The organism is Nocardia transvalensis (assembly GCF_015477765.1).
Taxonomy (GTDB): Bacteria; Actinomycetota; Actinomycetes; order Mycobacteriales; family Mycobacteriaceae; genus Nocardia; species Nocardia transvalensis_A.
On sequence record NZ_JADLQQ010000003.1, the window covers coordinates 423,182 to 445,088 of the forward strand.

Annotated in this window: 19 protein-coding genes, 1 pseudogene and 1 riboswitch; of the genes and pseudogenes, 8 read left to right on the top strand and 12 right to left on the bottom strand. The window is 67.6% G+C overall.

The annotated features are described in order from the left end of the window. Nucleotides 1–17: 17 nt before the first annotated feature. The 4 genes from fabG to IU452_RS10045 all read right to left on the bottom strand — a co-directional run bounded on the left by fabG (nt 18) and on the right by IU452_RS10045 (nt 2,385). Nucleotides 18–770, bottom strand: a complete 753-nt coding sequence (fabG, locus tag IU452_RS10030) for a 3-oxoacyl-ACP reductase FabG (protein ID WP_195108674.1) — start codon at nt 768–770, stop codon at nt 18–20. A 102-nt stretch (nt 771–872) separates the two neighbouring features. After that, a complete protein-coding gene (locus tag IU452_RS10035) occupies nt 873–1,697 on the bottom strand; it encodes a DUF4190 domain-containing protein (RefSeq protein WP_195108675.1) in 825 nt (274 codons plus the stop codon). A 188-nt stretch (nt 1,698–1,885) separates the two neighbouring features. Continuing rightward, a complete protein-coding gene (locus IU452_RS10040; RefSeq protein ID WP_195108676.1) occupies nt 1,886–2,185 on the bottom strand; it encodes a hypothetical protein in 300 nt (99 codons plus the stop codon). Beyond that, nucleotides 2,182–2,385, bottom strand: coding sequence for a hypothetical protein (locus IU452_RS10045; protein ID WP_195108677.1), 204 nt, complete (start codon nt 2,383–2,385; stop codon nt 2,182–2,184). The genes IU452_RS10040 and IU452_RS10045 overlap by 4 nt, the downstream gene beginning before the upstream one ends. Before the next feature lie 468 nt (nt 2,386–2,853). Between IU452_RS10045 and IU452_RS10050 the strand changes: the two genes are divergently transcribed. After that, on the top strand, nt 2,854–2,991 hold the full coding sequence (locus IU452_RS10050) for a hypothetical protein (RefSeq protein ID WP_228817476.1): 138 nt from the start codon (nt 2,854–2,856) through the stop codon (nt 2,989–2,991). Nucleotides 2,992–3,116: 125 nt separating this feature from the next. On the opposite strand, the gene IU452_RS10055 is transcribed toward IU452_RS10050, so the two are convergent. The 3 genes from IU452_RS10055 to IU452_RS10065 are packed head-to-tail and all read right to left on the bottom strand — an operon-like array spanning nt 3,117 to nt 6,697. Next, a complete protein-coding gene (locus IU452_RS10055) occupies nt 3,117–3,863 on the bottom strand; it encodes a succinate dehydrogenase/fumarate reductase iron-sulfur subunit (protein ID WP_195108679.1) in 747 nt (248 codons plus the stop codon). A gap of 2 nt (nt 3,864–3,865) precedes the next feature. Then, nucleotides 3,866–5,809, bottom strand: a complete 1,944-nt coding sequence (locus IU452_RS10060) for a fumarate reductase/succinate dehydrogenase flavoprotein subunit (RefSeq protein WP_195108680.1) — start codon at nt 5,807–5,809, stop codon at nt 3,866–3,868. A gap of 60 nt (nt 5,810–5,869) precedes the next feature. Next, nucleotides 5,870–6,697, bottom strand: a complete 828-nt coding sequence (locus tag IU452_RS10065; RefSeq protein ID WP_195108992.1) for a hypothetical protein — start codon at nt 6,695–6,697, stop codon at nt 5,870–5,872. A 368-nt stretch (nt 6,698–7,065) separates the two neighbouring features. Between IU452_RS10065 and IU452_RS10070 the strand changes: the two genes are divergently transcribed. Further along, on the top strand, nt 7,066–8,262 hold the full coding sequence (locus tag IU452_RS10070; RefSeq protein WP_195108681.1) for an acetyl-CoA acetyltransferase: 1,197 nt from the start codon (nt 7,066–7,068) through the stop codon (nt 8,260–8,262). Between the two features lie 4 nt (nt 8,263–8,266). Here IU452_RS10070 and IU452_RS10075 read toward each other — a convergent pair whose 3' ends face one another. Both IU452_RS10075 and IU452_RS10080 read right to left on the bottom strand, forming a co-directional pair. After that, nucleotides 8,267–8,557: a hypothetical protein gene (locus IU452_RS10075; protein WP_195108682.1), complete on the bottom strand. Its 291-nt coding sequence runs from the start codon at nt 8,555–8,557 to the stop codon at nt 8,267–8,269. A 78-nt stretch (nt 8,558–8,635) separates the two neighbouring features. Next, nucleotides 8,636–9,598 carry an alpha/beta fold hydrolase gene (locus IU452_RS10080; protein ID WP_195108683.1) on the bottom strand — a complete coding sequence of 321 codons (963 nt, stop codon included), beginning with the start codon at nt 9,596–9,598 and terminating at the stop codon, nt 8,636–8,638. A gap of 404 nt (nt 9,599–10,002) precedes the next feature. Here IU452_RS10080 and IU452_RS10085 point away from each other — a divergent pair, with 404 nt between their 5' ends. Beyond that, entirely contained in the window at nt 10,003–11,130 is a 1,128-nt protein-coding gene (locus IU452_RS10085) for an epoxide hydrolase family protein (RefSeq protein ID WP_195108684.1), read from the top strand. Nucleotides 11,131–11,200: 70 nt separating this feature from the next. On the opposite strand, the gene IU452_RS10090 is transcribed toward IU452_RS10085, so the two are convergent. Then, entirely contained in the window at nt 11,201–13,159 is a 1,959-nt protein-coding gene (locus tag IU452_RS10090; RefSeq protein WP_195108685.1) for an acyl-CoA dehydrogenase family protein, read from the bottom strand. 258 nt (nt 13,160–13,417) lie between these two features. Here IU452_RS10090 and IU452_RS10095 point away from each other — a divergent pair, with 258 nt between their 5' ends. Then, nucleotides 13,418–14,815 carry a serine/threonine-protein kinase gene (locus tag IU452_RS10095; protein ID WP_195108686.1) on the top strand — a complete coding sequence of 466 codons (1,398 nt, stop codon included), beginning with the start codon at nt 13,418–13,420 and terminating at the stop codon, nt 14,813–14,815. Nucleotides 14,816–14,817: 2 nt separating this feature from the next. Here IU452_RS10095 and IU452_RS10100 read toward each other — a convergent pair whose 3' ends face one another. Next, nucleotides 14,818–16,002: an AAA family ATPase gene (locus tag IU452_RS10100; RefSeq protein ID WP_195108687.1), complete on the bottom strand. Its 1,185-nt coding sequence runs from the start codon at nt 16,000–16,002 to the stop codon at nt 14,818–14,820. A gap of 191 nt (nt 16,003–16,193) precedes the next feature. On the opposite strand from IU452_RS10100, the gene IU452_RS10105 reads away from it, so the two are divergent. From IU452_RS10105 to IU452_RS38065, 3 genes and pseudogenes are all read left to right on the top strand, one after another. Beyond that, on the top strand, nt 16,194–16,457 hold the full coding sequence (locus tag IU452_RS10105; protein ID WP_195108688.1) for a hypothetical protein: 264 nt from the start codon (nt 16,194–16,196) through the stop codon (nt 16,455–16,457). 239 nt (nt 16,458–16,696) lie between these two features. Further along, nucleotides 16,697–16,861, top strand: a riboswitch (cyclic di-AMP (ydaO/yuaA leader). 129 nt (nt 16,862–16,990) lie between these two features. Further along, entirely contained in the window at nt 16,991–17,563 is a 573-nt protein-coding gene (locus IU452_RS10110; RefSeq protein WP_195108689.1) for a C40 family peptidase, read from the top strand. Between the two features lie 49 nt (nt 17,564–17,612). Beyond that, nucleotides 17,613–17,871: pseudogene (locus IU452_RS38065) on the top strand (hypothetical protein). A gap of 120 nt (nt 17,872–17,991) precedes the next feature. On the opposite strand, the gene IU452_RS10115 reads toward IU452_RS38065, so the two are convergent. Beyond that, on the bottom strand, nt 17,992–20,817 hold the full coding sequence (locus IU452_RS10115; RefSeq protein WP_195108690.1) for an ATP-binding protein: 2,826 nt from the start codon (nt 20,815–20,817) through the stop codon (nt 17,992–17,994). Nucleotides 20,818–21,233: 416 nt separating this feature from the next. Between IU452_RS10115 and IU452_RS10120 the strand changes: the two genes are divergently transcribed. Further along, nucleotides 21,234–21,614 carry an RNA-binding S4 domain-containing protein gene (locus tag IU452_RS10120; protein ID WP_195108691.1) on the top strand — a complete coding sequence of 127 codons (381 nt, stop codon included), beginning with the start codon at nt 21,234–21,236 and terminating at the stop codon, nt 21,612–21,614. Nucleotides 21,615–21,907 lie beyond the last annotated feature (293 nt).

Genomic DNA, 21,907 nt, shown 5'->3' on the forward strand with positions numbered 1-21,907 from the left:
CACCGGCGGTCCGGGGCTCAGTCGCGCGGGCCACCGGCCACGTAGATGACCTGTCCGGACACAAATCCCGCACCCTCACTGACCAGGAACGAGGCCGTGTGGGCGATATCCTCCGGCTTGCCGACCCGCTGCACCGGAATCTGCGTGGCGGCGGCCTTCTGGAACTCGTCGAAGGAGACGCCGACACGTTCGGCGGTGGCGGCGGTCATATCGGTGACGATGAAACCGGGAGCGATGGCATTGGCGGTGATGCCGAATTTGCCCAGTTCCAGCGCGAGGGTCTTGGTGAAGCCCTGCATGCCCGCCTTGGCCGCGGAGTAGTTGACCTGGCCGCGGTTGCCCAGTGCGGAGGTGCTCGACATGTTGACGATACGGCCCCATTTCGCCGCGACCATGTACTTTTGCACGGCCCGGGTGAGCAGGAACGCGCCGCGCAGGTGGACGTTCAGCACCGCGTCCCAGTCGTCGACGCTCATCTTGAACAGCAGGTTGTCGCGCAGGATCCCCGCATTGTTGACCACCACGGTCGGCTCACCGAGTTCACGTTCGAGCTGTTCGACGGCCGTGGTCACCGACGCCTCATCGGAGACGTCCGCGCCGAGCGCGACCGCGCGACCACCGGCGTCGGCAATGGCCTGCACGGTTTCGGCACAGTTGTTCGCGTCCAGGTCGAGCACGCCGACCGAGAGACCATCTGCCGCCAAGCGCTTGGCGATCGCCGCCCCGATCCCCCGGGCGGCTCCCGACACTACGGCTACTCGATCAGCCATTGATCACACGTCCTCTCTCCGATGGCCGCATCGCGGCCGACCTGCTGCCCGCGAGACCGGGCGTGCACCGAGGGTAATCACCCGGGAAGGGAAAGGATCGGGCTATTCCACCCACAGTGCCCAGGTGTTGCGTTCACAGACCAGCGCATGCCCGTCCGCGGTGCGCGCGGTCTTGTCCGTGGCCGGATTGCATTTCGCGCCGCCCTCCGAGACCGCGGTGGACACGGTGTAGGGACCGGTCCAGCGGTAGCCACCACCGCCGCGCAGGCACAGCAGGGTGCTGCCGTCGGTGGTGGTGCCGATCAGCCCGGCCTGGGCCTGCGTGCACACCTCACCCTTGGCGACCGTGGCGGGCGCGGTGGCCGAAACGGTCGGCGGTGCCGCCGGTGTGGTGGTGGCCGCGGCCTGGGTGGTGGTCGGCGGTGGGGTGACGGTCACGACGGTGGTGGCCACGGTCGTCGGCTCGCTGCGCAGGCTGGTGCTCGGCAATGTCACCCCGGTGAGCACGATGTATCCCGCGATCGCCACCACCTCGGCGATGCCGATCATCAGCGCGAACAGCGCCATCACCCGGCCGCGGGGGTGGCTGAACGAGATGAAGCCGAACACGATCGCCACCGGGAACAACCCCAGCAGCGCCGCCACCAGCGCCACGATCGAGTAGGGATTGACGATCGGCGGCACCTCCACCCGCAGCCGGCCCGTGCGCCGTCTGCTGGGCGTCTCCCACCTCTCGTCGTCGGGCTCGACCGGCGGGCGGCGGCGATTCTGCGGCGGGTCCCAGCGGTCGTCCTCCGGTTCCGCCATCATCCGGCGCCGGCTCTGGGCCGCCTCCCACCGATCCTCGTCCGGTTCGGCCACGGGCCACCGCTCGTCTTCGGAAACCTCCGGCCAGCCCTCGGTCTCCGAATACGGTTTCCTGGCCATACGGTTCCTTCCACTCACCACTCGTGCAGGAACCTTCGAGAAACGGACCCCGCCCCGATACCGAAGAAGAATAGGGGTCCCAGCCGCGCCCGCAACCCCACCGGTCCGCCCCACGATAAGTGATCTTGTTTTCGGGCGGGTGAATATTCGCCAACCGTATCGGCGCTTTTTCGGCGCGCTGTGTCGAATTACCGCGTGCTCACAGTGTTTTCGCCGACCAGAGCGATCCGGAGCCGAAGCAGACATCCGACTGCCCACATCATTATCCGATCGTAGCGGTCGGGCGCAGCGTGGGCGCGACGGGCGGCCGGGCGGGCGGCGGCCGCGTGGCGTCGTGTCCCGGTGCGCACGAGGGTCAGCTGTGGCGGGCGCTCGGCCGGTGACCAGGTTCGGGCGGTGGCGAGGCGATGGCGGGCGGCGTGCCGGGCGGAGCCACGAGGTGCGAACAGCTGCACCACCTTCCGTCCGTCGGCGGCCGGGGTGGTCACGGCAGGGCCCGTTCGTCGAGGACGCAGCGGCCTTCCTCCACCAGCACGGCCCGAGCGCGGCGGCGCACCTTGCAGGTGTCGACCGTGCAGTCCAGGTGCAACTGCATTGCCGCATGGGCCTGCTCGACGGTCATGATGCCGGGATCGGCACCACAGCGCAGCAGCCCGGCAACGGGCATATGCAGGTTGGTCAGCTGCATTTCGTCACCTCCGGCATCCGTCGATGGAGCGGTGGCATAACCTCGGCAACACGTAGAGCCATGACTCCTCGTTCCTGCGTGCGGTTTCTGAAGGCGCCCGGAGGATTCGACAAGTGCTAGTGGAGCGAGCGGCGTCCTACTCCGGGCACACTCCTAGCATCCCTCAGCCTAAGGCCGGACGGGCCCGTTTCCCGATATCCGCGGCGAATTCGCGCAAATTTTCAGCAGCGAATCGGAATACTCCCGGACGGAACAGAATCGACGAGTGCTGCCTCGACTTCCGCAGTGCGGGGTGACAACTGGAGGCAGGTGACCGCAGCAGCGGCGTGACCGCGATGATCACGAATCGACACCTGTTTCACAACGAATGGATGTTTGCCACGGCTAAGGACGGGTACTCCTAGTTTCGTGGACCGTGGGCTCAAAAACACCTCTCCCCGGTACCGCAAGCTGCTGCCTGGCGATTGGGTGGAACGACTGATCGTAGGAATGCTGTTCGCGGTATCCGCGGCAGGTGTGTACGTATTGACCGGGGCCATGCTGTCGTCGTTGCTGGTCGGCATGCTGGTCGCGGCGGTCGCCATCGGAGTGGTGACCCTGCTGTAGTCCACCCGTGGTTCCGGCGGAAACCGGGACAGTGGCGCCTCCATCGGATATCGCCTCGGTCCCGGCCTGCGCCGAGATGATGGGTGTGGCGTAGTTCCTGATCGGATCGTGCTGTTGCCAGAGGTTTACCGGCGGAACAGTTTGTTGCCCAGCCAGACGATCGGGTCGTACTTTCGATCGACCACGCGCTCCTTCAGCGGAATCAGGGCATTGTCGGTGATCTTGATATGTTCCGGGCAAACCTCGGTGCAGCACTTGGTGATATTGCAGTAGCCGAGCCCGAATTCCTCCTGCGCCATCTCGCGGCGATCGGCCGCGTCCAGCGGATGCATTTCCAGCTCCGCGATCCGCATGAGATATCGCGGCCCGGCGAAGGCGTTCTTGTTGTCCTCGTGGTCGCGCACGACATGACAGGTGTCCTGGCACAGGAAGCATTCGATGCACTTGCGGAACTCCTGCGAGCGCGCGACGTCCTGCTGCTTCATCCGGTACTCGCCGGGCTTCAGATCGGCGGGCGGGGCGAAGGACGGGATCTCCCGGGCCTTCTCGTAGTTGAACGACACATCGGTCACCAGATCCCGCACCACGGGGAAGGTGCGCATGGGCGTCACCGTGACGACCTCGTCGGGATCGAAGGTCGACATCCGGGTCATGCACATCAGCCGCGGCCGACCGTTGACCTCCGCCGAACACGAACCGCATTTACCGGCCTTGCAGTTCCAACGCACGGCCAGATCGGGCGCCTGGGTGGCCTGCAGGCGATGAATGATGTCGAGTACGACCTCGCCCTCGTTCACCTCGACGGTGAAATCCTGCAGGGCGCCACCCTCGGCGTCACCGCGCCACACTCGGAATCGGGCGTCGTAACCCATTGCTACGCATCCCCTTTCGCATCGGCGCCGGCAGACGCCGGATGGGTGGCGAGTTCTGCTGGGGTGTAATACTTTTCCAGTTCGCTCAGCTCGAACAGTGCGAGCAGATCGGTGCGCATAGGCGTCTGGTCCTGCGGGGTGACCGTCACCGCGGGGACGGTCTGACCGACCTCGTCCGGATCGACCCGGCACACCAGCAGCTTGTTGCGCCACTGGGGATCCATCTGCGGGTGGTCGTCGCGGGTGTGCCCGCCGCGGCTCTCGGTGCGCAGCAGCGCCGCCTGCGCCACACATTCGCTGACCAGCAGCATATTGCGCAGATCGATGGCCAGATGCCAGCCCGGATTGAACTGCCGGTGCCCCTCCACGGTGACGTTGTCGTAGCGTTCGCGCAGTTCGGCCAGGCGTTCGATGGCCTGCTTCAGTTCGTGTTCCTTGCGGATGATGCCGACCAGGTCGTTCATCGTCTGCTGCAGGTCGGTGTGCAGGGTGTAGGGGTTCTCCCCCGGCCCGTTCGACGGCGGATCGAACGGAGCCAGCGCGGTTTTCGCGGCCGCTGCCAGCTCGGTGTCGGTCACCGCGGGCCGCCGGTCGCCGAGCTGTTCGACGTAGGACGCCGCGCCCAGCCCCGCCCGGCGACCGAAGACCAGCAGATCCGACAGCGAATTGCCGCCGAGGCGGTTGGAACCGTGCATACCGCCGGAACACTCGCCTGCCGCGAACAATCCGGGCACGGTCGCCGCGCCGGTATCGGGATCGACCTCGATGCCGCCCATCACGTAGTGACAGGTCGGGCCGACCTCCATCGGCTCCTTGGTGATGTCCACATCGGCGAGCTCTTTGAACTGATGGTGCATCGACGGCAGCCGCCGCATGATCTCCGCGGCGGGCAGCCGGGAGGCGATATCCAGGTACACGCCGCCGTGCGGGGTGCCGCGCCCGGCCTTGACCTCTTCGTTGATGGCACGGGCCACCTCGTCGCGCGGCAGCAGATCCGGGGTGCGGCGCGCGGAATCGTTGTCGCGCAACCATTGATCGGCCTCCGCCTCGGTCTCGGCGTACTGGCCCTTGAACACCGCGGGGATGTAGTCGAACATGAACCGCTTGCCCTCGGAGTTCTTCAGCACGCCGCCGTCGCCGCGCACACCCTCGGTGACGAGGATGCCCTTCACACTCGGCGGCCAGACCATGCCGGTCGGATGGAACTGCAGGAACTCCATATTGATCAGCGTGGCCCCGGCCCGCAGTGCCAGCGCATGTCCGTCGCCGGTGTACTCCCAGGAATTGGAGGTCACCTTGTAGGACTTGCCGATTCCGCCGGTGGCCAGCACCACCGCGGGCGCCTCGAACAGGATGAACCGGCCCGACTCCCGCCAGTACCCGAATGCCCCGGCGATGCGGCCCTCGGCGGTGAGCAGGTCGGTCACGGTGCATTCGTGAAAGACCTTGATGCGCGCCTCGTAGTCACCGGTGGCGGCGTAGTCCTCCTGCTGCAGCGAGACGATCTTCTGCTGCATGGTGCGGATGATCTCGAGGCCGGTGCGGTCACCGACGTGCGCCAGGCGCGGATAGGTGTGGCCGCCGAAGTTGCGCTGGCTGATCCGTCCGTCGGCGGTGCGGTCGAACAGCGCGCCATAGGTTTCCAACTCCCACACCCGGTCCGGGGCCTCCTGCGCGTGCAGTTCGGCCATCCGCCAGTTGTTGAGGAATTTGCCGCCGCGCATCGTGTCCTTGAAATGGGTTTGCCAATTGTCCTTTTCGTTGGCGTTACCCATCGAGGCCGCGCAGCCGCCCTCGGCCATCACGGTGTGCGCCTTGCCGAACAGCGATTTGCACACCACCGCAACCGAGTGGCCCTGTTCGCGGGCCTCGATCACCGCGCGCAGGCCGGCGCCACCGGCACCGATCACGACGACGTCGTACTTGTGCCGCTCGACTTCAGGCATGGAACCGAATACTCCTGGCAGACTGGGGAATTGGGGTTGCGAATGTCCGTGCGCCGCACATCAGTCGACGAACCTCAGATCGGAGATGGTGCCGCTGGCCACCAACATGACGTAGAAGTCGGTGAGCGCCAGCGTGCCGAGCGTGATCCAGGCCAGCGCCATGTGCCGGGTGTTCAGCTTCGAGACCTGGGTCCAGAACCAGTAGCGGACCGGATGCGCCGAGAAGTGCTTGAGCCGCCCGCCCGCGATATGGCGGCAGGAGTGGCACGACAGCGTGTAGGCCCACAGCAGGATCACGTTCGCCAGCAGCACGATGTTGCCGAGTCCGAAACCGAAGCCGCCGGACTTGCCGTGGAAGGCGACGATCGCGTCGTAGGTGTTGATCACCGACACGATCAGTGCCACGTAGAAGAAGTAGCGGTGCGCGTTCTGGATGATCAGCGGAAGCCGGGTCTCCCCGGTGTATTTCGCGTGCGGTTCCGCCACCGCGCAGGCGGGCGGCGAGAACCACACCGACCGGTAGTAGGCCTTGCGGTAGTAGTAGCAGGTCAACCGGAACAGCAGCAGGAACGGCAACACCACGAAACCCAGCGGCAGCCACACCGGCAGCGCTCCGAACGGCGTGCCGAAATGGCTGGACCCCTCGACGCACGACGTGCTGAGGCACGGTGAATAGAACGGCGTCAGATAGTGGTACTCGGGCACCCAATATGCCGTGCGCACATACGATCTGATCACGGCGTAGGTGAGCCAGGCGGCCAGCCCCACCACCGTGATCAGCGGCGGCAGCCACCACCGGTCGGTCCGCAGCGTCCGTGCCGAGATGGCCGCGCGTCCGGTGCCGAAAACTCCCGTGCCCGACTCCGGGGCCCGTGCTGGTGCGCTCACAAGCTCACTCACTGCAGGATGCCTCGCTGATCTACCCCGTGGAACGTCATCGTTACCTCCGGCATCGAATGTGATGCCCAGCACCATACGGCACCCCGGCTATGACTCGTGCCCGGTCTCGGGAATATCGACCCGCCTTGATTCCTATGATTTGCGCCACATTTTCTGATCTTCGTTCGAGGCGGCCGGGACAGTGAACCGTAAGCAAACCTCACGAACTGCACTGGACTACACAGCGATTCGGGCCACCCCGGCAAGTGCGGCATTTCGGGCCGCGCCCGAGGCGGTCGCGGTGTCACACACCAGCAACAACTCTGTGGTGCGCTGTGCTGCGGGCAGGACCGGACCCTACGGGGGAAGGAGCGGTGATGAGAAGAGCAGCGATCGTGGCCCCGGTGCGCACGCCCGGTGGGCCGGCCGGTAGCGGGCTGTCGGCCATGACGGCACAGCGCCTGGCCGCCACCGCCGTTGCCGCCGCCGTGGAACGGGCCGGACTCGATGGTGCCCGGGTCGACGACGTGGTGCTGTCGGGTGCGGTGACGGGCGATCCGCGGCTGGCCCGGCTGACCGCCCGCGCGGCCGGGCTGTCCGGTGCCACCCCGGGCTTCGATCTGGAGCGGCGGTGCGGCAGCGGGCTGTATGCGCTGATCACCGCGGCGATGATGGTGCAGACAGGCGCGGCGGATGTGGTGGCCGCGGCCGGAGTGGACCGCGGGGCGGTGGCGGAGGATGCGGCGATACCCGCCGATCTGGCGACGGTGGAGCAGTTGGCCCACCGGTTCGGTATCACCCGCGCCGATGCCGACGAATTCGCCCTGCGGAGCCATCGCAAGGCGGCCCGGGCCTGGCGGCAGGGTGCGTTCGGCACCGAGGTGGTCGCGGTGAAGGTGATCGCCGCAGATAATTTGCGTTACGAAATCGACGGCGCCGCACCGCGTTTGGTGGATCGAGACGAATGCGTGCGCGAGGACGTGACGACGCGCGGCTTGACGGTGCTGACGCCGCTTCGGCCCGACGGCGTGCTCACGCCGGGCGCGGTGAGCATGCACGGCGCCGGTGCGGCGGCGTGCCTGGTGGTGGCCGAGGACCGGCTGACCGACCTCGGCCTGGAACCGATTGCCTACCTGACGGATTGGGCCAGCGCCGGCTGTGCAATCCCCGATGTCGCGCCCACCGCGGCGGCCGCCGTGGACAAGCTGCTGTCGCGCGCCGGACTGGTCACCGAGGACCTGGATCTGGTGGAAATCGACGAGAAGACCGCCGTCGATGTGCTCGCCCTGATCCGGCACTGGGGCTGGGCGGACCTGGACCGGGTGAACGTGAACGGCGGCGCCATCGCCCTCGGCGACCCGGTCGGCGCGGCGGGCCTGCGCATCACGACCACCCTGCTCCACGAATTGGCCCGCCGCGAGGGCGGCTACGGCCTGGCCGTCACCCCGCTGGCCCCCGACGCCGCCGTGGCGGTCCTGTTCGAATCGGCGCGCTCAACCCCCATGTCCGTGGCCCCCCGCGGCGCCCGCTTCCACGGCGTCCGCGGCCGGCGGCCGGGACGCCATCGCGCCTGAATCGCTACTTGGTGCGGGGACGGGAGTGGAAGCCGAGGCCCTCGTCCTGGGCGCCCATCCAGGCGGCCTCGTCGGACTTGGCGTCCGGGACGTAGATGACCTCCTGCTCGCGGCGCTGGCTGACCTCGGGCGGGGGCGACTGTTCGAACTCGTCGGCGTCGATGGCGAGCCGCTCGAGGTCGTTCTCCAGGCGCCGCACGGAGTTGGAGTCCCCGTAGTGGGACCGCAGTGCGCCGATGCACTGCCGGAGCTGGCCGACCGCGAAGCGCAGTTCAGCAATTTCGCTGCGGGTCATGGTTACCTCCTCGAGCCATGTGATCGACCACACATCGTGATCTACAACACAGTACGCGAAGATCGTCGATCTGGCTCGTCATCCGGCCGCGGCGAGCGTGGATTCCGGGCCGCTCACGGCCGCCAGCGCCCGGTCCACCAGGGCCACCAGTGCCGCCGCCACCTCCTTGGCCCGCTCCAGGATCACGCTGTGACCGGCGCCGTCGAGCCGGACCAGTTCGGCCTCCGACAGCTGTGAGGCCAGCACCACCGAATGCGCGAACGGGATCATGATGTCGGCGGAACCGGCGAGGACCAGGGCGGGCAGATCGGCCAGCAGGCGCAGCGTCGCGGTCTCGTCGAAGCGGATCAGCGAGTCCAGGAAGCACGCCATCGTCAGCAGGGGGGTGTCGTTGAGCATGGTCGTGGCCACCGCGATCACGCGCGGGTTCACCTTGCGGGTGCCGAAGGTCGCCTCGCGCACGATCGGTTCGAAGATGCGGCGGCTCAACTGCTTCGACGCCTGCATCATGCGCGGGGCGCGCCGCACGGCGACCTGCAGCGAGCCGACCGTGCGCCGATTCAGGAAGCGGGCCAGGCCGACGGACGTGATTCCCCCGGCCGCACCGGCGATCAGCGCGATGCCGATGACGCGGGTGCCGATCGCCTCCGGAAACAGCCGGGCGAAGGCGAGCACCACCATGGCACCCATCGAATGCCCCACCAGCACAACGGGTCCCAGGGGCACCACGGCGCGCAGGACCGCGTCCAGATCGTGACCGAGCTGGTCGATGGTGTAGGTGGACGGATCGGCCGAGCCGGATTCGCCGTGGCCGCGGTGGTCGTAGAACACCATGCGGACGTCCGAACCCCATTGGTGCTGCAGCTGATTGCGCAGGAACGTCCAGGATTCGGTGCGCAGGCAGTGCCCGTGCACGAACACCACGGTCAGTGGCGCGGTGGACGATCCGACGGCGAGCACGGCGAGTGGCGTGCCGTCGTCGGCGCTGACGGTGACACGATGGCCGTCGTAATCGGCGGCGCGGAGGGCGATCGTGGACATTACGTGCTCCTGAAGAGTCCGCATCTTGCCCGGTTGTCGATAGAGATTTCCGGCGCGTTAACCGCCTGAACCTGCCGTTACGGAGGTGTAGCCCAACCGGTGCTGGCGATAGACAAGTGTCCGGCCGGGAGTGGTCTCTGCCGCCATCTAGCGTTTGTAGCGGCATTCCTAGATCTGCTTAGAGAGTGCTCGACGGTTGCATAGGAAAATCTAGGCCTTCCGAGTGCTCTTGCTAGAGAGTCATAGATTCCGCAACAGACGTCGGCGGCGTAGGCCCCGTGATCAAAATCTAAAGAAATCTACCTTTGATCGTAGATACAAGTAGAAAGCTATATGGATAAAGGTTGGATGCACCTTGCTATCTAGGACCGGAACTGTCCTACACGGCTCCTACTGTTCTTCTCATGAGCACAGAGATTCGTCCCTTCCGCATCGAGATTCCGCAGGCCGAGATCGAGAACCTGCGGCGCAGGCTGGCCGAGACCCGCTGGGCCGCACAGCTGCCGGGTGGCCGACAGCGGGGCGTGCCCGTCGAAGAGGTCCGCGAGTGGGCTCGGTACTGGGGTACCGAATTCGTCTGGCGCGCACAGGAGGCGCGGCTCAACGAGTTCCCGCAGTACGTCACCGAGATCGACGGGCTGGACGTGCATTTCCTGCATGTGCGCTCCCCGGAACCCGATGCGCTGCCGTTGGTGCTCAACCACGGCTGGCCGAATTCGTTCGTGGAGTTCGTCGAGCTGATCGACAAGCTGGCCGATCCGCGGTCCCATGGCGGTGATCCGCGACGGGCATTCCATGTCGTGGTGCCGTCGGTGCCGGGATTCGGCTACTCCGCGCCGCCTCGGGAGACCGGGTGGAGTGTCGAGCGGGTCGCTCGCATGTGGGTCGACCTGATGGCCCGCCTCGGCTACGAGCGCTACGGCGTGCAGGGCGGCGATCTCGGTTCCTACGTCGCCACCGCGATGGCCGAGGCCGCGCCCGAACGCGTTGTCGGCCTGTACATCACGGCCGGCCTGGGCTTCCCGACCCAGGACGACGTGCCGCAGCTGACCGAGGACGAGCGCGCGGGCTACGAGGCGCTGATGTCGGCGGACTGGATGCACGGTGTGGACCATCACGCGCTGTTGCGTTCGGCCCCACAGACATTCGCCTACGGCTGGAACGATTCTCCGGCCGCGGCGCTGGCCTGGATGTTGCAGAAGTTCCACGACTTCAGCGGCACCGGACCGCTGGAGGATGCGATCGCCCGCGATGCGCTGCTGACGAACCTGAGCGTGTACTGGTTCACCGAAACGTTCGGCACCTCGGCATGGTCCTACTACGAAACCAGCGGCATCGCCTGGCCGACCGGCTCCTCGACGGTCCCCACCGGCGTCTACAGCGGCGCACCCGGCATCCGCCGCCTCGCCGAACGCACCGCGAAGATCGTGCACTGGCCCGACCACAACCCGGGCGGCCACCACTTCATCGCCATGGACCAGTCCGCGGCCTACGCCAGCGACCTCCGCACCTTCTTCACGAGCCTCACCTGACCTTATCGCCGGAACCATCCGCCGCCCGAAGGACGGCGGATGGCATTTCCGGGTTCGGCGTCCGGAGCTCTTACGTTGCCGCGATGGTGGTTCGGGTGGACGGTATGAACGGGGACAGGAGGTTTTGTTCCGTCGATGCGCCGAACTGCCATTCGGCGATCCACGGGCCGGTGCCCTCGCTCGGGTCGAGTACGCCGTCCTCGAGCCAGCGGTAGCGGCCGTCCAGCACGCCGCGGGCCAGGTCCGTATCGGCGTCGTCGGTGTTGTCCCACAGGGCCTCGAACAGCTGCTCGACCCGCAGCCTGGACTGCTGGCAGAAGGTGTCGGCCAGCTGTTCGGCCGCCTTGCCCTCCGGGCTGTCCGCCACACGCAGCGCCTGAGCCCGCACACACGCCGCCGACATCGCGAACAGCTCCGCACCGATATCCACGATGCGTCCCAGGAAGCCCTGGCGATACTCGAGTTTGGCCTGCCAGCGCCCCATCGCGTACATCAACGCCCGGGCCTGCTTGCGCGACATCCGCTCGACGAAGCGCAGATGCTTTGCCAGCGGCCCGAATTCGGTGAAGCTGCCCGGCACCGTGCCCCGGCCGACCGCCAGCTGCGGGAACCACTTGGCGTAGAAGCCGCTCGCCCCCACCGCGGCCTTGGCCTTGTCCTTGAATTCGGCATGGCGGTCCACCAGCGCACCGGCCGCGGCCATATGCGCATCGGCCATCTCGCGGGCGATCAGCAGCCGCATGATCTCGCTGGCCCCCTCGAAGATCCGGTTGATCCGCAGATCGCGCACCAACTGCTCGGCCCCGACCGCCCGTTCGCCGCGCGCCCGCAGCGAGGCCGCCGTCTCATAGCCGCGCCCGCCGCGAATCTGCACCAACTCGTCGGCGATCAGGCAGCTCATCTCCGATGCCCACAGTTTGGCCAGCGCGGCCTCGATGCGGATGTCGTTGCGGTCCTCGTCGCACATGGCCCCGGACAGGTCCAGCGCGGCCTCGAGCGCGAAGGTGGTGGCGGCGATGAACGACAGCTTCGTGCCGACCGCGGCATGCTCGCCGACCGGCCTACCCCACTGCACCCGGGCCGTACACCATTCTCGGCCGATCTTGAGCGACCATTTCGCCGCCGCCGTGCACATCGCCGGAATCGCGAGCCGCCCGGCATTGAGGGTGGTGAGCGCGATCTTCAGCCCGTCGCCCTCCCGGCCGATCAGATTGCGCTTGGGCACCCGCACGTTGTGCATGCGGGTGACCCCGTTCTCGATTCCGCGCAGGCCCATGAAGGCGTTGCGGCGCTCGACGGTGATCCCGGGCGAATCGGCCTCCACCACGAATGCGGAGATGCCGCCGCGGTGACCCTCGCTCTTGGGGACGCGCGCCATCACGACCAGCAGTTCGGCGACCACGCCATTGGTGGTCCACAGTTTCACCCCGTTGAGTACGTAGGCCTCCCCGTCCGGGGTCGGCGTGGCGGTCGAGGCCATGCGCGCCGGGTCGGAGCCGACATCGGGCTCGGTCAGCAGGAACGCGCTGATCGCCCCTTTCGCGCAGCGCGGCAGGAACTCCCGCTTCTGCTCGGGGGTCCCGGCCAGCTTGAGAGGTTCGGGCACGCCGATGGACTGATGGGCCGACAGCAGCACCCCGAGGCTGGGATGCGCGGAGCCGACCAGCATCAGCGCCTTGTTGTAGCCGATCTGCGAAAGCCCTTGTCCGCCATATTCTTCGGGGATCTTCAGCCCGAAGCAGCCGAGTTCGGCCAGGCCCTGCACGTACTCGGCCGGAACCTTCGAGGTCTGCTCGATGAGCTCGCCGTCGATGGTCGCCACATAGGCGCGCAGCCGCTCCAGATACGCCTCGGTCTTGGCCGCATCCTCGGCGGAGGGCCGTGGATAGGGATGGATCAGGTCGAGCCGGAACCGCCCGAGGAACATCTCCTTCGCGAAGGATGGCTTGGCCCAGGTGGTTTCACGGGATTCCTCGACTAGTGCGCGGGCCTGTTCTTCGGTGGCGTCGACTTTCGCGGTAGTCGCCATGACTGTCCTCCATCGGACGTGATCAGAATCACATCCGAGTGTAGGTGGGTTTGTTACTCGCCGGTAGATCTGTGGGGCGACAGATTCGCACCGATCTCGAATGATCTTGTGGGACAGCGGCCCCGAGTTGCGGCCCCGGCTTGACACGACCGACCCGTCTGTGGGGTGCTGGCGGTAGGGTTGCGGAAAGGCCCGGGAATGACGAGTGGGTACCGGCACGCTGTCGGCCGGGACCTCGTTCGGTTCGGGAGACCGGAGATGTTGTTGCGGCCAGGGCACGTGTTCGCGGGGTATTCGATCGTTCGTCTGCTCGGCAAGGGCGGGATGGGCGCGGTGTATCTCGCCGAGGATCCCGAGCTGCCGCGGCAGGTGGCACTGAAGGTGCTCGACGAGCGGCTCGGCGCGAATCCGCGCTATCGCGCCCTGTTCCGGCGCGAGGCGGAGGTGGTGTGCCGTCTCGACCACCCGAATGTGGTGTCGGTGTACAACCGGGGCGCCGAGGGCGACTGCCTGTGGATAGCCATGCAGTACGTGCCAGGCGTCGACGCCGCGGAGCTGATCCGGCGCGAGCCGGGCGGCCTGCCGCCGGGCCGGGCGGCCCATATCGTCTGCGCGGCCGCCCTCGGACTGCAGCACGCCCATGACCAGAATCTGCTGCATCGGGATGTGAAACCGTCGAATCTGCTGGTGGCCGAGGGTGACAGCGGAGAGCGGGTGCTGGTCGTCGACTTCGGGCTGGCTCGTCCGGTGGAGGGCACCACCACCGTGACCGCGTCGGGCTGGCGCGACTGCACGCCCGCCTACGCCGCACCGGAGGTGCTCACCGGGCAGTCGGTCGATCACCGGGCCGATGTCTATTCGCTCGGGGCCACCCTGCTGGCCCTGCTCATCGGCGCGAATCCGGACCCGTGGACACCGCGTTCGAATGGCGAGACGACGCGGCCGAGTTCGAATGGCGAGACGACGCAGCCGAGTTCGAATGGTGCGCATACCCGGGTGCCTCCGCGGGTTCCTCCGGCGTTCGACGAGGTGATCGGCCGCGCCATGGCGACCGATCCGGACGACCGGTTCCCCAGCTGTGCCGAATTCGCACGCGCGGTGGAGGCGGCGTCCACCGGCGAGACCGGCGTGCGGGCGCCGCGTCGGCTCGTTCCTGCCGCGGTTCGGGCACACGGAATCCGGTACGCCGCCCTCGGCGGTGCGCTCCTTCTCGCCGCGGTGGCGGGTGCCGTCGGGGTGTACGTGATGAACTCCGACCGGCCACAGTCTTCCCTACCGGCGGCCCAGCCGAGCCCACCGCCGGTGTCCAAACACTGCCACTCCAGCATCCGAATCCCGATCGGCCCCGGCGAATACACCGAACTGCCCAGCGGCGCAGGCGATCGCGACGATCCGCACTGCATAATCAACTCCGGCGACCGCGGCGATTCCGTGGCGGCCGTGCAGGCTGCGCTGACTCTGTGCCACCAGATTCCCCTCACCCCGAACCAGCTGTACGACGACGTCACCAGGGGGTCGGTCCGCCGCCTGCAGGCCGAGAGCGGGGCCCTGGTCGACGGAATCTACGGTCCGGAAACCCGGATGAAGGCGCTGCGGTGGCCGGTGTTCCGGCTGTCCGACAACCAATTCGCCGGGCGCTGCATCCCCGTGCCCTGACCTCAGCTGACGCTGCGCAGATAGCGGCCGAAGTGCGGCACGGTGAATCCGATCGTGCCCCGCTCGGCCGAGTAGATCAGGCCCTTCTTGATCAGGCCGTCGCGGGCCGGGGACAGCGAGGCGGGTTTGCGCCCCAGCTCCTTGGCCACCGCCGCGGTCGCCACCGGGCCGTCGTCGCCGGACAGATCGGCCATGGCGCGCATGTACTCTCGCTCGGCCGGAGTGGCGCGCTCGTAGCGGGATCCGAAGAAGCCGACCGCCAGTTCCTCCTCGGCGGCCGGTGCGGCCAGTTCGACGTCCTCCGCGCCGATCGGGCTCTGGGCCGCCACATCCCAGGTGGCCTTGCCGTAGGCCTGCACGAAATACGGGTAGCCGTCGGCCTTGCGGTACAGCGCATCCAGGGCGCCCTCGGTGAACTTCACCTGTTCGCGCTCGGCGGGTGCGATCAGCGCGAGGTCGGCCGATTCGCGATCGAGCCGGTCGATCTTGTGATAGCCGAACAGCCTCTCGGAGTAGCTCTTCGAGGCCGACAGCACCGCGGGCAGATGCGGCAGCCCGGCGCCCACCACGATCAGCGGCGCGGCCTCCTGGCTCAGTTCGTGGCAGGCCCCGCAGATGGCCGAGACGTCGGCCGGGCCCAGATCCTGCATCTCGTCGATGAATACGGCGATGCCGACGCCGATATCGCGGGCCAGCTGCGCCGCCTCCATCAGCAGCTCCACCAGATCGATCTCGATATCGCCGGAGTCGGCGCGGCCGGTGACCGCCGGTACGTCGATACCGGGCTGCCAGCGCTCGCGCATACCCTTGTCGGCGGTGGCGCGCAGCGCGAATGCCTTGAGAATGCCCAGGAAGTCGTCGACCATCTCCGGATTGCGGTGCGCGACAGCGATCTGCCGCACGGCCATGTGCAGGGCCGAGGCGAGCGGCCGACGCAACTCCTGGTCGGGTCGCGCCTCCAATTTGCCCGTGCCCCAACCGCGGGACCGGGCGGCCGACCGAAGCTGATTGAGCAGCACCGTCTTTCCGACCCCGCGCAGCCCGGTGAGCATCACGCTGCGCTCCGGACGGCCGCGCGAGACGCGTTCGAGCACGATGTCGAAGGCGTCGAGCTGTTTGGCGCGCCCTGCCAGTTCGGGCGGTCGCTGGCCGGCGCCGGGGGCGTACGGGTTCCGCACGGGGTCCATGCCCGTACACCGTAGCGCCTGCCGAGGAGAATCTGGCGATGTCTACGGTATGTCCTAGAATCAGCAATTGGCTGGCATACCGGCGCGAGATCCGTTGGCAGGATTGCGCTCGCCCGATTGCACCATCGGCCCGCGCCGACTATCTAGGCTGGTGACTGTTCGCGAACCGGGTTCCCAGCGCAGGGAGGGTCATGTCCGAGGAGTCCATTCCCACCGTGGCCGAGGTGGTCGAATCCTGGAACGTACCGGCCGAAGCCCCGGTGGCCGCGCGCATTCGCAAGAACATTCTGGTGGCGATCGAACGCGGCTACGACGATCCGCAATTGGTGGCCGATCTGGCGGTCGGCCCGTTGGTGATGGCGCTGGGGCAGCTCGAGGTCGGGCTCGCCGATGCCCGTCGCCGGATCGAGGAGCTCGAGCGCGCCCTGGATGAGCGCGGCCCTTCGGAGAACTGACGTTCGCCGACCGATCCGTGTCCACCCCCGTAACGCCGCTGCCTCTCGGTTCGATAACACCGATGACGCGACGACATCGGGTCGTTACCCACCGCCTGACGTCGCGAAATCGCAGGCAGCGCCGGGGATCTGTTAGCCCGGCCTAAACACCGTTGTCCCACCGGTGGACAAGCGAGCGGTGTAGCCGTAATCTTCTCGTGACTTCACGGAGTCTGTCGCTTCATCGGAGAGGCGGCCCGTAAAGTCACCCGCCTAATCGGTGGTCGAGTGGGCAGTTCGATCATCGAGCCGGGGACCCAAGTGAGTTGGGGTGAATCCCCTTCGGCCGCAAGGTCGATGGGGTAGGACCGATCTTCCCGGTCCGAACCCGTCAGCTAACCCGGTCGGCGGTGTGGGCAGGAAGAAACAGGAGACTCAGCTCGGTGGGTAAACACAGCTTGCAACGGGATTCTCGGCTACCGAATTCCGTGAAGGGTGCTCTGGTTTTCGGCGCAGTGGCCGCCACAACCGGTGCAATTCCGGCAGTTCCGGCAATGGCCGCAACCATCAACGTTCCCGGCGTCGGTAATTTCGATGTTCCGGTGGGCCCGGAGTTCGACCAGCAGGTCGGCCAGGTCAACCAGGCACTCGCCGACCACGCCGATCAGATCAAGCAGGTGCAGCAGCAGCTGGCCCCGCAGGCCATCGCGCCCGGCCAGCCCGCGCCCGGTGTCCCGGGTTTCGCCCCGGTGATGCCCGGTGTCTTCGACCATCAGCAGAACGGCCCCGGTTTCGTCGCGCTCGACGCGGCGAAGAGCAAGGTCGGCGCGCAGTATGTCTGGGGCGCGACCGGCCCGTCCAACTTCGACTGCTCCGGCCTGGTCAAGTGGGCCTACAAGCAGGCCGGAATCGACTTGCCGCGCACCAGCTTCGAGCAGTCCCACGTCGGCAAGCCGGTCGCCCTGCATGACCTGCAGCCCGGTGACATCATCATCTCGGAAGGCGGCGGCCACGCGGCCCTGTACGCCGGCGACGGCAAGATCCTGCAGGCGTCGCAGTCCGGTGAGCCCGTCGACTACGCGCACCTGAACCCCGACTCGATCGTCACCGCACGCCGAGTCGCCTGAGTTCGCCTCGTGCCCGGTCGCCGCGCTCGGCCGGGCACGAGGAGCGAATCTGGAAGCGTCACAAACAGTCTCAGCCCGGGTCGGCTCCTGGACCTGGGCTGTCCGGCTGTCCCAACCCGCTCTGCGGCCGCTACGGCCTGTCGCGGTGGTCATGTGCGGGCCAACGGTGTCGCGGTCCAACCCGCTCATCAGCTGAATCCCGAGTAGGCGCCGCCATCGCGGCGCAGTGCCTGATCGATACGAGCCTGCCACCTCCCGCCGAAGAAATTCTCGCGTCGATGCCCCGGCGCGATCACGGCTCGGAATGACCCACCAAACGTGAACGGCGCGAAACGGATCGGCTACTCGGGCGCTCGTGCGTCTGAACCCGGCGGAAGTCGACCATCCGAAACCGTTGTCCTACAGTGCGTCCGGCCCGTCACTCGGCCCTACGCGCCCGCTAATTCGGCGAGGTACGCGGCGGCGGGCTCGGCCTCCGGTGCGCGGAGGCGCCGGTAGATCTCGACGGCGGCATCCAGATCGGTCACGGCGGCGGCGATATCGCCGAGAACGGCTCGGGAGCGGGCAGTACCTTCGAGGGCTCGGGCCTGTTCGAGGTGACTGCCAACCTCGCGGGCAAGCCCGAGAGCGTCGGTGAACGCTGTCAACGCCTTGCCCGGTTCGCCGGTGGCCAGCAATACTCGCCCGATGCCGTTGAGTTCCTCGGCTTCGCCGTGGCGACTGCCGATATCCCGATAGATGGTCAGGGCCTGCCGGTGCAAGTCGGCGGCCTGCTTGTGGTCCCCGGTTCTCTCGTGCAGAGTGCCGAGGTTACCGAGGGCGTCGGCTTGATTGTGGCGGTTGCCGATATCCCGGTGCAGAGCCAAAGCCTGCTGGAACAGGTCGGCGGCCTGCTCGTAGTACCCGGTTTCCCGCCGCACTTGACCGAGGTAGGCGAGGGCGTCGGCCTCACCGAGACGGTCGCCGAGGTCGCGGAAGCGAGCCAGGGCCTGCTGGAACAGATCCCCGGCCTCCCCGTAATCCCCGGTAGCCAGGCGCGTGATGCCGAGGTCGTCGAGGGCCACGGCTTCCCCGCGGCGGTCGCCGAGGTCGCGGTAGTGAGCCAGGGCCTGCTGGAACAGATCCCCGGCCTCCCCGTAATCCCCGGTTGCCCAGCGCGCGAACCCGAGGCTGTCGAGGCTGTTGGCTTCCCCGCGGCGGTCGCCGAGGTTGCGGTAGTGAGCCAGGGCCTGCTGGAACAGATCCCCGGCCCGCCCGTAATCTCCGGTAGCCCGGCGTTCGAGGCCGAGGTTGTTGAGGGCGTTGGCTTCTCCGCGGCGGTCGCCGAGGTCGCGGTAGCGGGTCAGAGCCTGATTGCTCAGGGCGGCGGCTCGGCCGTAGTCCCCGGTGAGATAGCACACGACGCCGAGGTTGTTGAGGGCGTTGGCTTCTCCCCGGCGGTCGCCGAGGTCGCGGTAGCGGGTCAGGGCCCGCTCGTACAGGTCGGCGGCCCGTTCGTAGTCTGCCGTGAGCTGGCACAGGTGGCCGAGGTTGTTGAGGGCGTTGGCTTGTCCGAGGCGGTGACCGAGGCGGCCGGCGGTCTCGGCGGCGCGGTGGTGCAGTCGCTTGGCCAGCGGCCATGGCCCGTCTCGGTTCAGCAGTCCGGTGATCACATCGGTCAACCCGATCATTCGTGCGGGATCGTGATCGGCGGTGTATTCCAGGCAGCCCAGCAAGTTGGCCCGCTCGGCGCGCAGCCATGCCGACGCCCGCATCTGGTCGCCGAACTCCCGCACCGCGACACCACCACCCGGCCCAGCGGGGGATGTGGTGCGGTCGTCGGCGGGCCGGGTGTAGCGGGCCAGCCATTGGTCCGCATTCGCGGCGGTGTGCTGGTAGTAGTCCAGCAGGCGAACCACTGCCGCAGCGTTGTCGGCAGTCGGGGCGGACGCGGCGAGGGTGCGGGCGAATTCACGAAGCAGGTCGTGCAGTCGGTAGCGGCCGGGTCTGGTTTCCTCGACGAGGTGGTCGGTGTAGAGGGCCTCCAAGTGCCGCCGCGCGATCTCGAGCGGGATGTCGGCCAGCGCCGCGACCGCCCACAGGTCGAATTCGGTGCCGGGGTGCAAACCCAATAACCGGAACACAACCTGCTGCTCGACCGGGAGATCCCGGAAGGACAACTCGAACGCGGCCTGCACTGCCCGATCCGTGGTCTCGAGTTCGGCCAACCGGTCGGCCGTGTCGGTGAACATCTCGGCCAGATCGGTGATGCTCCAGGCGTTGCGATGGGCCAGCCGTCCGGCCAGCAGCACGATCGCCAAAGGCAGATAGCCGCACAGTTCGACAATGCGCTCGGCCGCCGCCCGCTCCGCGGCGGCCTGCTCGGTATCGCCGGTGATACTGCGATGTGCGAGGGTGGCGAACAAGCTCACGGCGGAGTCGGGGTCCAGCACATCGAGAGCCAGTGGCATGGCTCCGTCGAGGGCCACGAGGCGGCGGCGACTGGTCACGATCGTCGCACTCCCGCTGCCGGTAGGCAGCAGCGGTTCGATCTGAGCGGGGCCGTGGGCGTCGTCGAGTACCAGCAGGATCCGCTTGCCCGCCAGTCGATCCCGCCACAGGTTCCGGCGCCCCTCCAGCGTGTCGGGCAGGCTGCGGGGGTCGATACCCAGACCGGTCAGCAGCCCGGCCAACACCTCCGACGGGTCCGCGACCGGTTGCCCCGGTGTATGGGCATGCAGTTCGACGAAGTACTGCCCATCGGGAAACCGCGATACCAGCTCATGGGCGGCGCGGATCGCCAGTGCGGTCTTGCCGACCCCCGGCATCCCGTCGATCGCATGGATCGACACCACCCGCCCGGATTCCGTCTCTTGCACGATGCGCCGCAACTGTTCCTCGCGGCCCATCAGTGTGTCCACGTCGCGGGGCAATGTCCGGGCCGCCACCGGTGGCGGGCGGCGCGTCCCCGCCGCGGGCTCGGCGACCGCCGAGGTCCACAGCTGCTTCCATGCCCGTTGATCAACCAGATCCCTGGGAAGTCGACCCTGCCGGGCCTTGGCCAAAGTGAACAGCGTTGTCAGCAGCGGCGCTACCGACTCGAACGTGCGGGGCAGGTTGCGGCCGGCGCGCCAATCACTGATCCGCTGCGTTGTCAGGGTCTCCTTGCCCCGCCCTCGCGCGATCTGTGTTCGCTGCGCGGTTGTCCGCACCACGTGCTCCAGGGTTGGCTCCCCAGCCGCCTGGAACAGTTCGCCCAGCTTGTCAGCGAACACCCTTCGCGCCGAAATCGATCTGCCACCGCCCTGGGGAGGTGTCCGCTCCATGACTTCCCGTCCTACGAAACAAGCTGAATGCCACGCGTCGAAACCACCGTAGCGGGAACGCAGGTGCGACAGCGGCCGGTGCCTCTTCCTCCGGAACGGATATCCGGAGACAGCTTCTGACATGCTGTTTTGTCCAATGGCGGCCATTTGCGCTGGCTGCACGCCACGGCTGGCGATGATGATGGGCGACGCATCGCTGGTCGCGGGGCCATGTGCAATGAAGCGCCGGCCCGGGCTCGAGTTGATGTGAGAAGCGCCGCGGGTGGAGGGGACCAGCGGCTCTTCTCCTGACGCGGTCGTCACCGCTCGTCGCGTCGCCTGACCGGCGAGGAATATCGGTTGCCGCGCTCGGTAACCTTCTGTTTGTGACGGAATCAGGTACAGCCCGGGTCGACTCCTGGGTCTGGGCTGTGCGTCTGTTCAAGACCCGATCCGCGGCCGCGACCGCGTGCCGCGGTGGGCATGTGCGGGTCAATGGTGTCGCGGTCAAACCCGCGCATCAGATCAAGCCGGGTGACGAGGTTCGGGTCCGCGTCGGCGGGCGGGAACGCATCGTCGTGGTGGAGCGGGTCGTCGCCAAGCGCGTCGGCGCGGCCATCGCCGCCCAGTGCCTGATCGACAAGAGCCCGCCCCCACCCCCGCCGGAGATCCTCGCGTCCATGCCCCGGCGCGACCGCGGTTCCGGACGGCCCACCAAACGCGAACGGCGGGAGACGGATCGGCTACTGGGCCGACCTTCCCTCTGACCCGGCGGCCCCTCTGCCCCGTCGCGCCGCGAGAGCGGAGCCGAGGGCGGCCGCGGCAATGGTGACCAGCGCACCGAGCACCATGGCCGATGACTCCCCGGGCACCAGCACGTGCAGCTGGGTGCCGACGGCGGGTGCGGGTCGCCAGCGCCACCAACCCGAACAGCAGGGCGAGGCTGACGCGCAGTTCGAGTGCGAACCCGCGCTGCTCGGACCGCTCGTGTGCGCGCTTGCGCAACGGATCCTCGGGTTTCAACACCCCGAACCCCTTGGTGCCGAACAGAATTCCCGCA

Coding starts and splice junctions, on each gene's coding strand:
- IU452_RS10110 (WP_195108689.1), top strand. CDS start 16,991: ATGGCCGCAACCATCAACGTTCCCGGCGTCGGTAATTTCGATGTTCCG.
- IU452_RS10075 (WP_195108682.1), bottom strand. CDS start 8,557: ATGACCCGCAGCGAAATTGCTGAACTGCGCTTCGCGGTCGGCCAGCTC.
- IU452_RS10060 (WP_195108680.1), bottom strand. CDS start 5,809: ATGCCTGAAGTCGAGCGGCACAAGTACGACGTCGTCGTGATCGGTGCC.
- IU452_RS10035 (WP_195108675.1), bottom strand. CDS start 1,697: ATGGCCAGGAAACCGTATTCGGAGACCGAGGGCTGGCCGGAGGTTTCC.
- IU452_RS10085 (WP_195108684.1), top strand. CDS start 10,003: ATGAGCACAGAGATTCGTCCCTTCCGCATCGAGATTCCGCAGGCCGAG.
- IU452_RS10070 (WP_195108681.1), top strand. CDS start 7,066: ATGAGAAGAGCAGCGATCGTGGCCCCGGTGCGCACGCCCGGTGGGCCG.
- IU452_RS10100 (WP_195108687.1), bottom strand. CDS start 16,002: ATGGACCCCGTGCGGAACCCGTACGCCCCCGGCGCCGGCCAGCGACCG.
- IU452_RS10090 (WP_195108685.1), bottom strand. CDS start 13,159: ATGGCGACTACCGCGAAAGTCGACGCCACCGAAGAACAGGCCCGCGCA.
- IU452_RS10095 (WP_195108686.1), top strand. CDS start 13,418: ATGTTGTTGCGGCCAGGGCACGTGTTCGCGGGGTATTCGATCGTTCGT.
- IU452_RS10105 (WP_195108688.1), top strand. CDS start 16,194: ATGTCCGAGGAGTCCATTCCCACCGTGGCCGAGGTGGTCGAATCCTGG.
- IU452_RS10080 (WP_195108683.1), bottom strand. CDS start 9,598: ATGTCCACGATCGCCCTCCGCGCCGCCGATTACGACGGCCATCGTGTC.
- IU452_RS10045 (WP_195108677.1), bottom strand. CDS start 2,385: ATGCAGCTGACCAACCTGCATATGCCCGTTGCCGGGCTGCTGCGCTGT.
- fabG (WP_195108674.1), bottom strand. CDS start 770: ATGGCTGATCGAGTAGCCGTAGTGTCGGGAGCCGCCCGGGGGATCGGG.
- IU452_RS10055 (WP_195108679.1), bottom strand. CDS start 3,863: ATGGGTTACGACGCCCGATTCCGAGTGTGGCGCGGTGACGCCGAGGGT.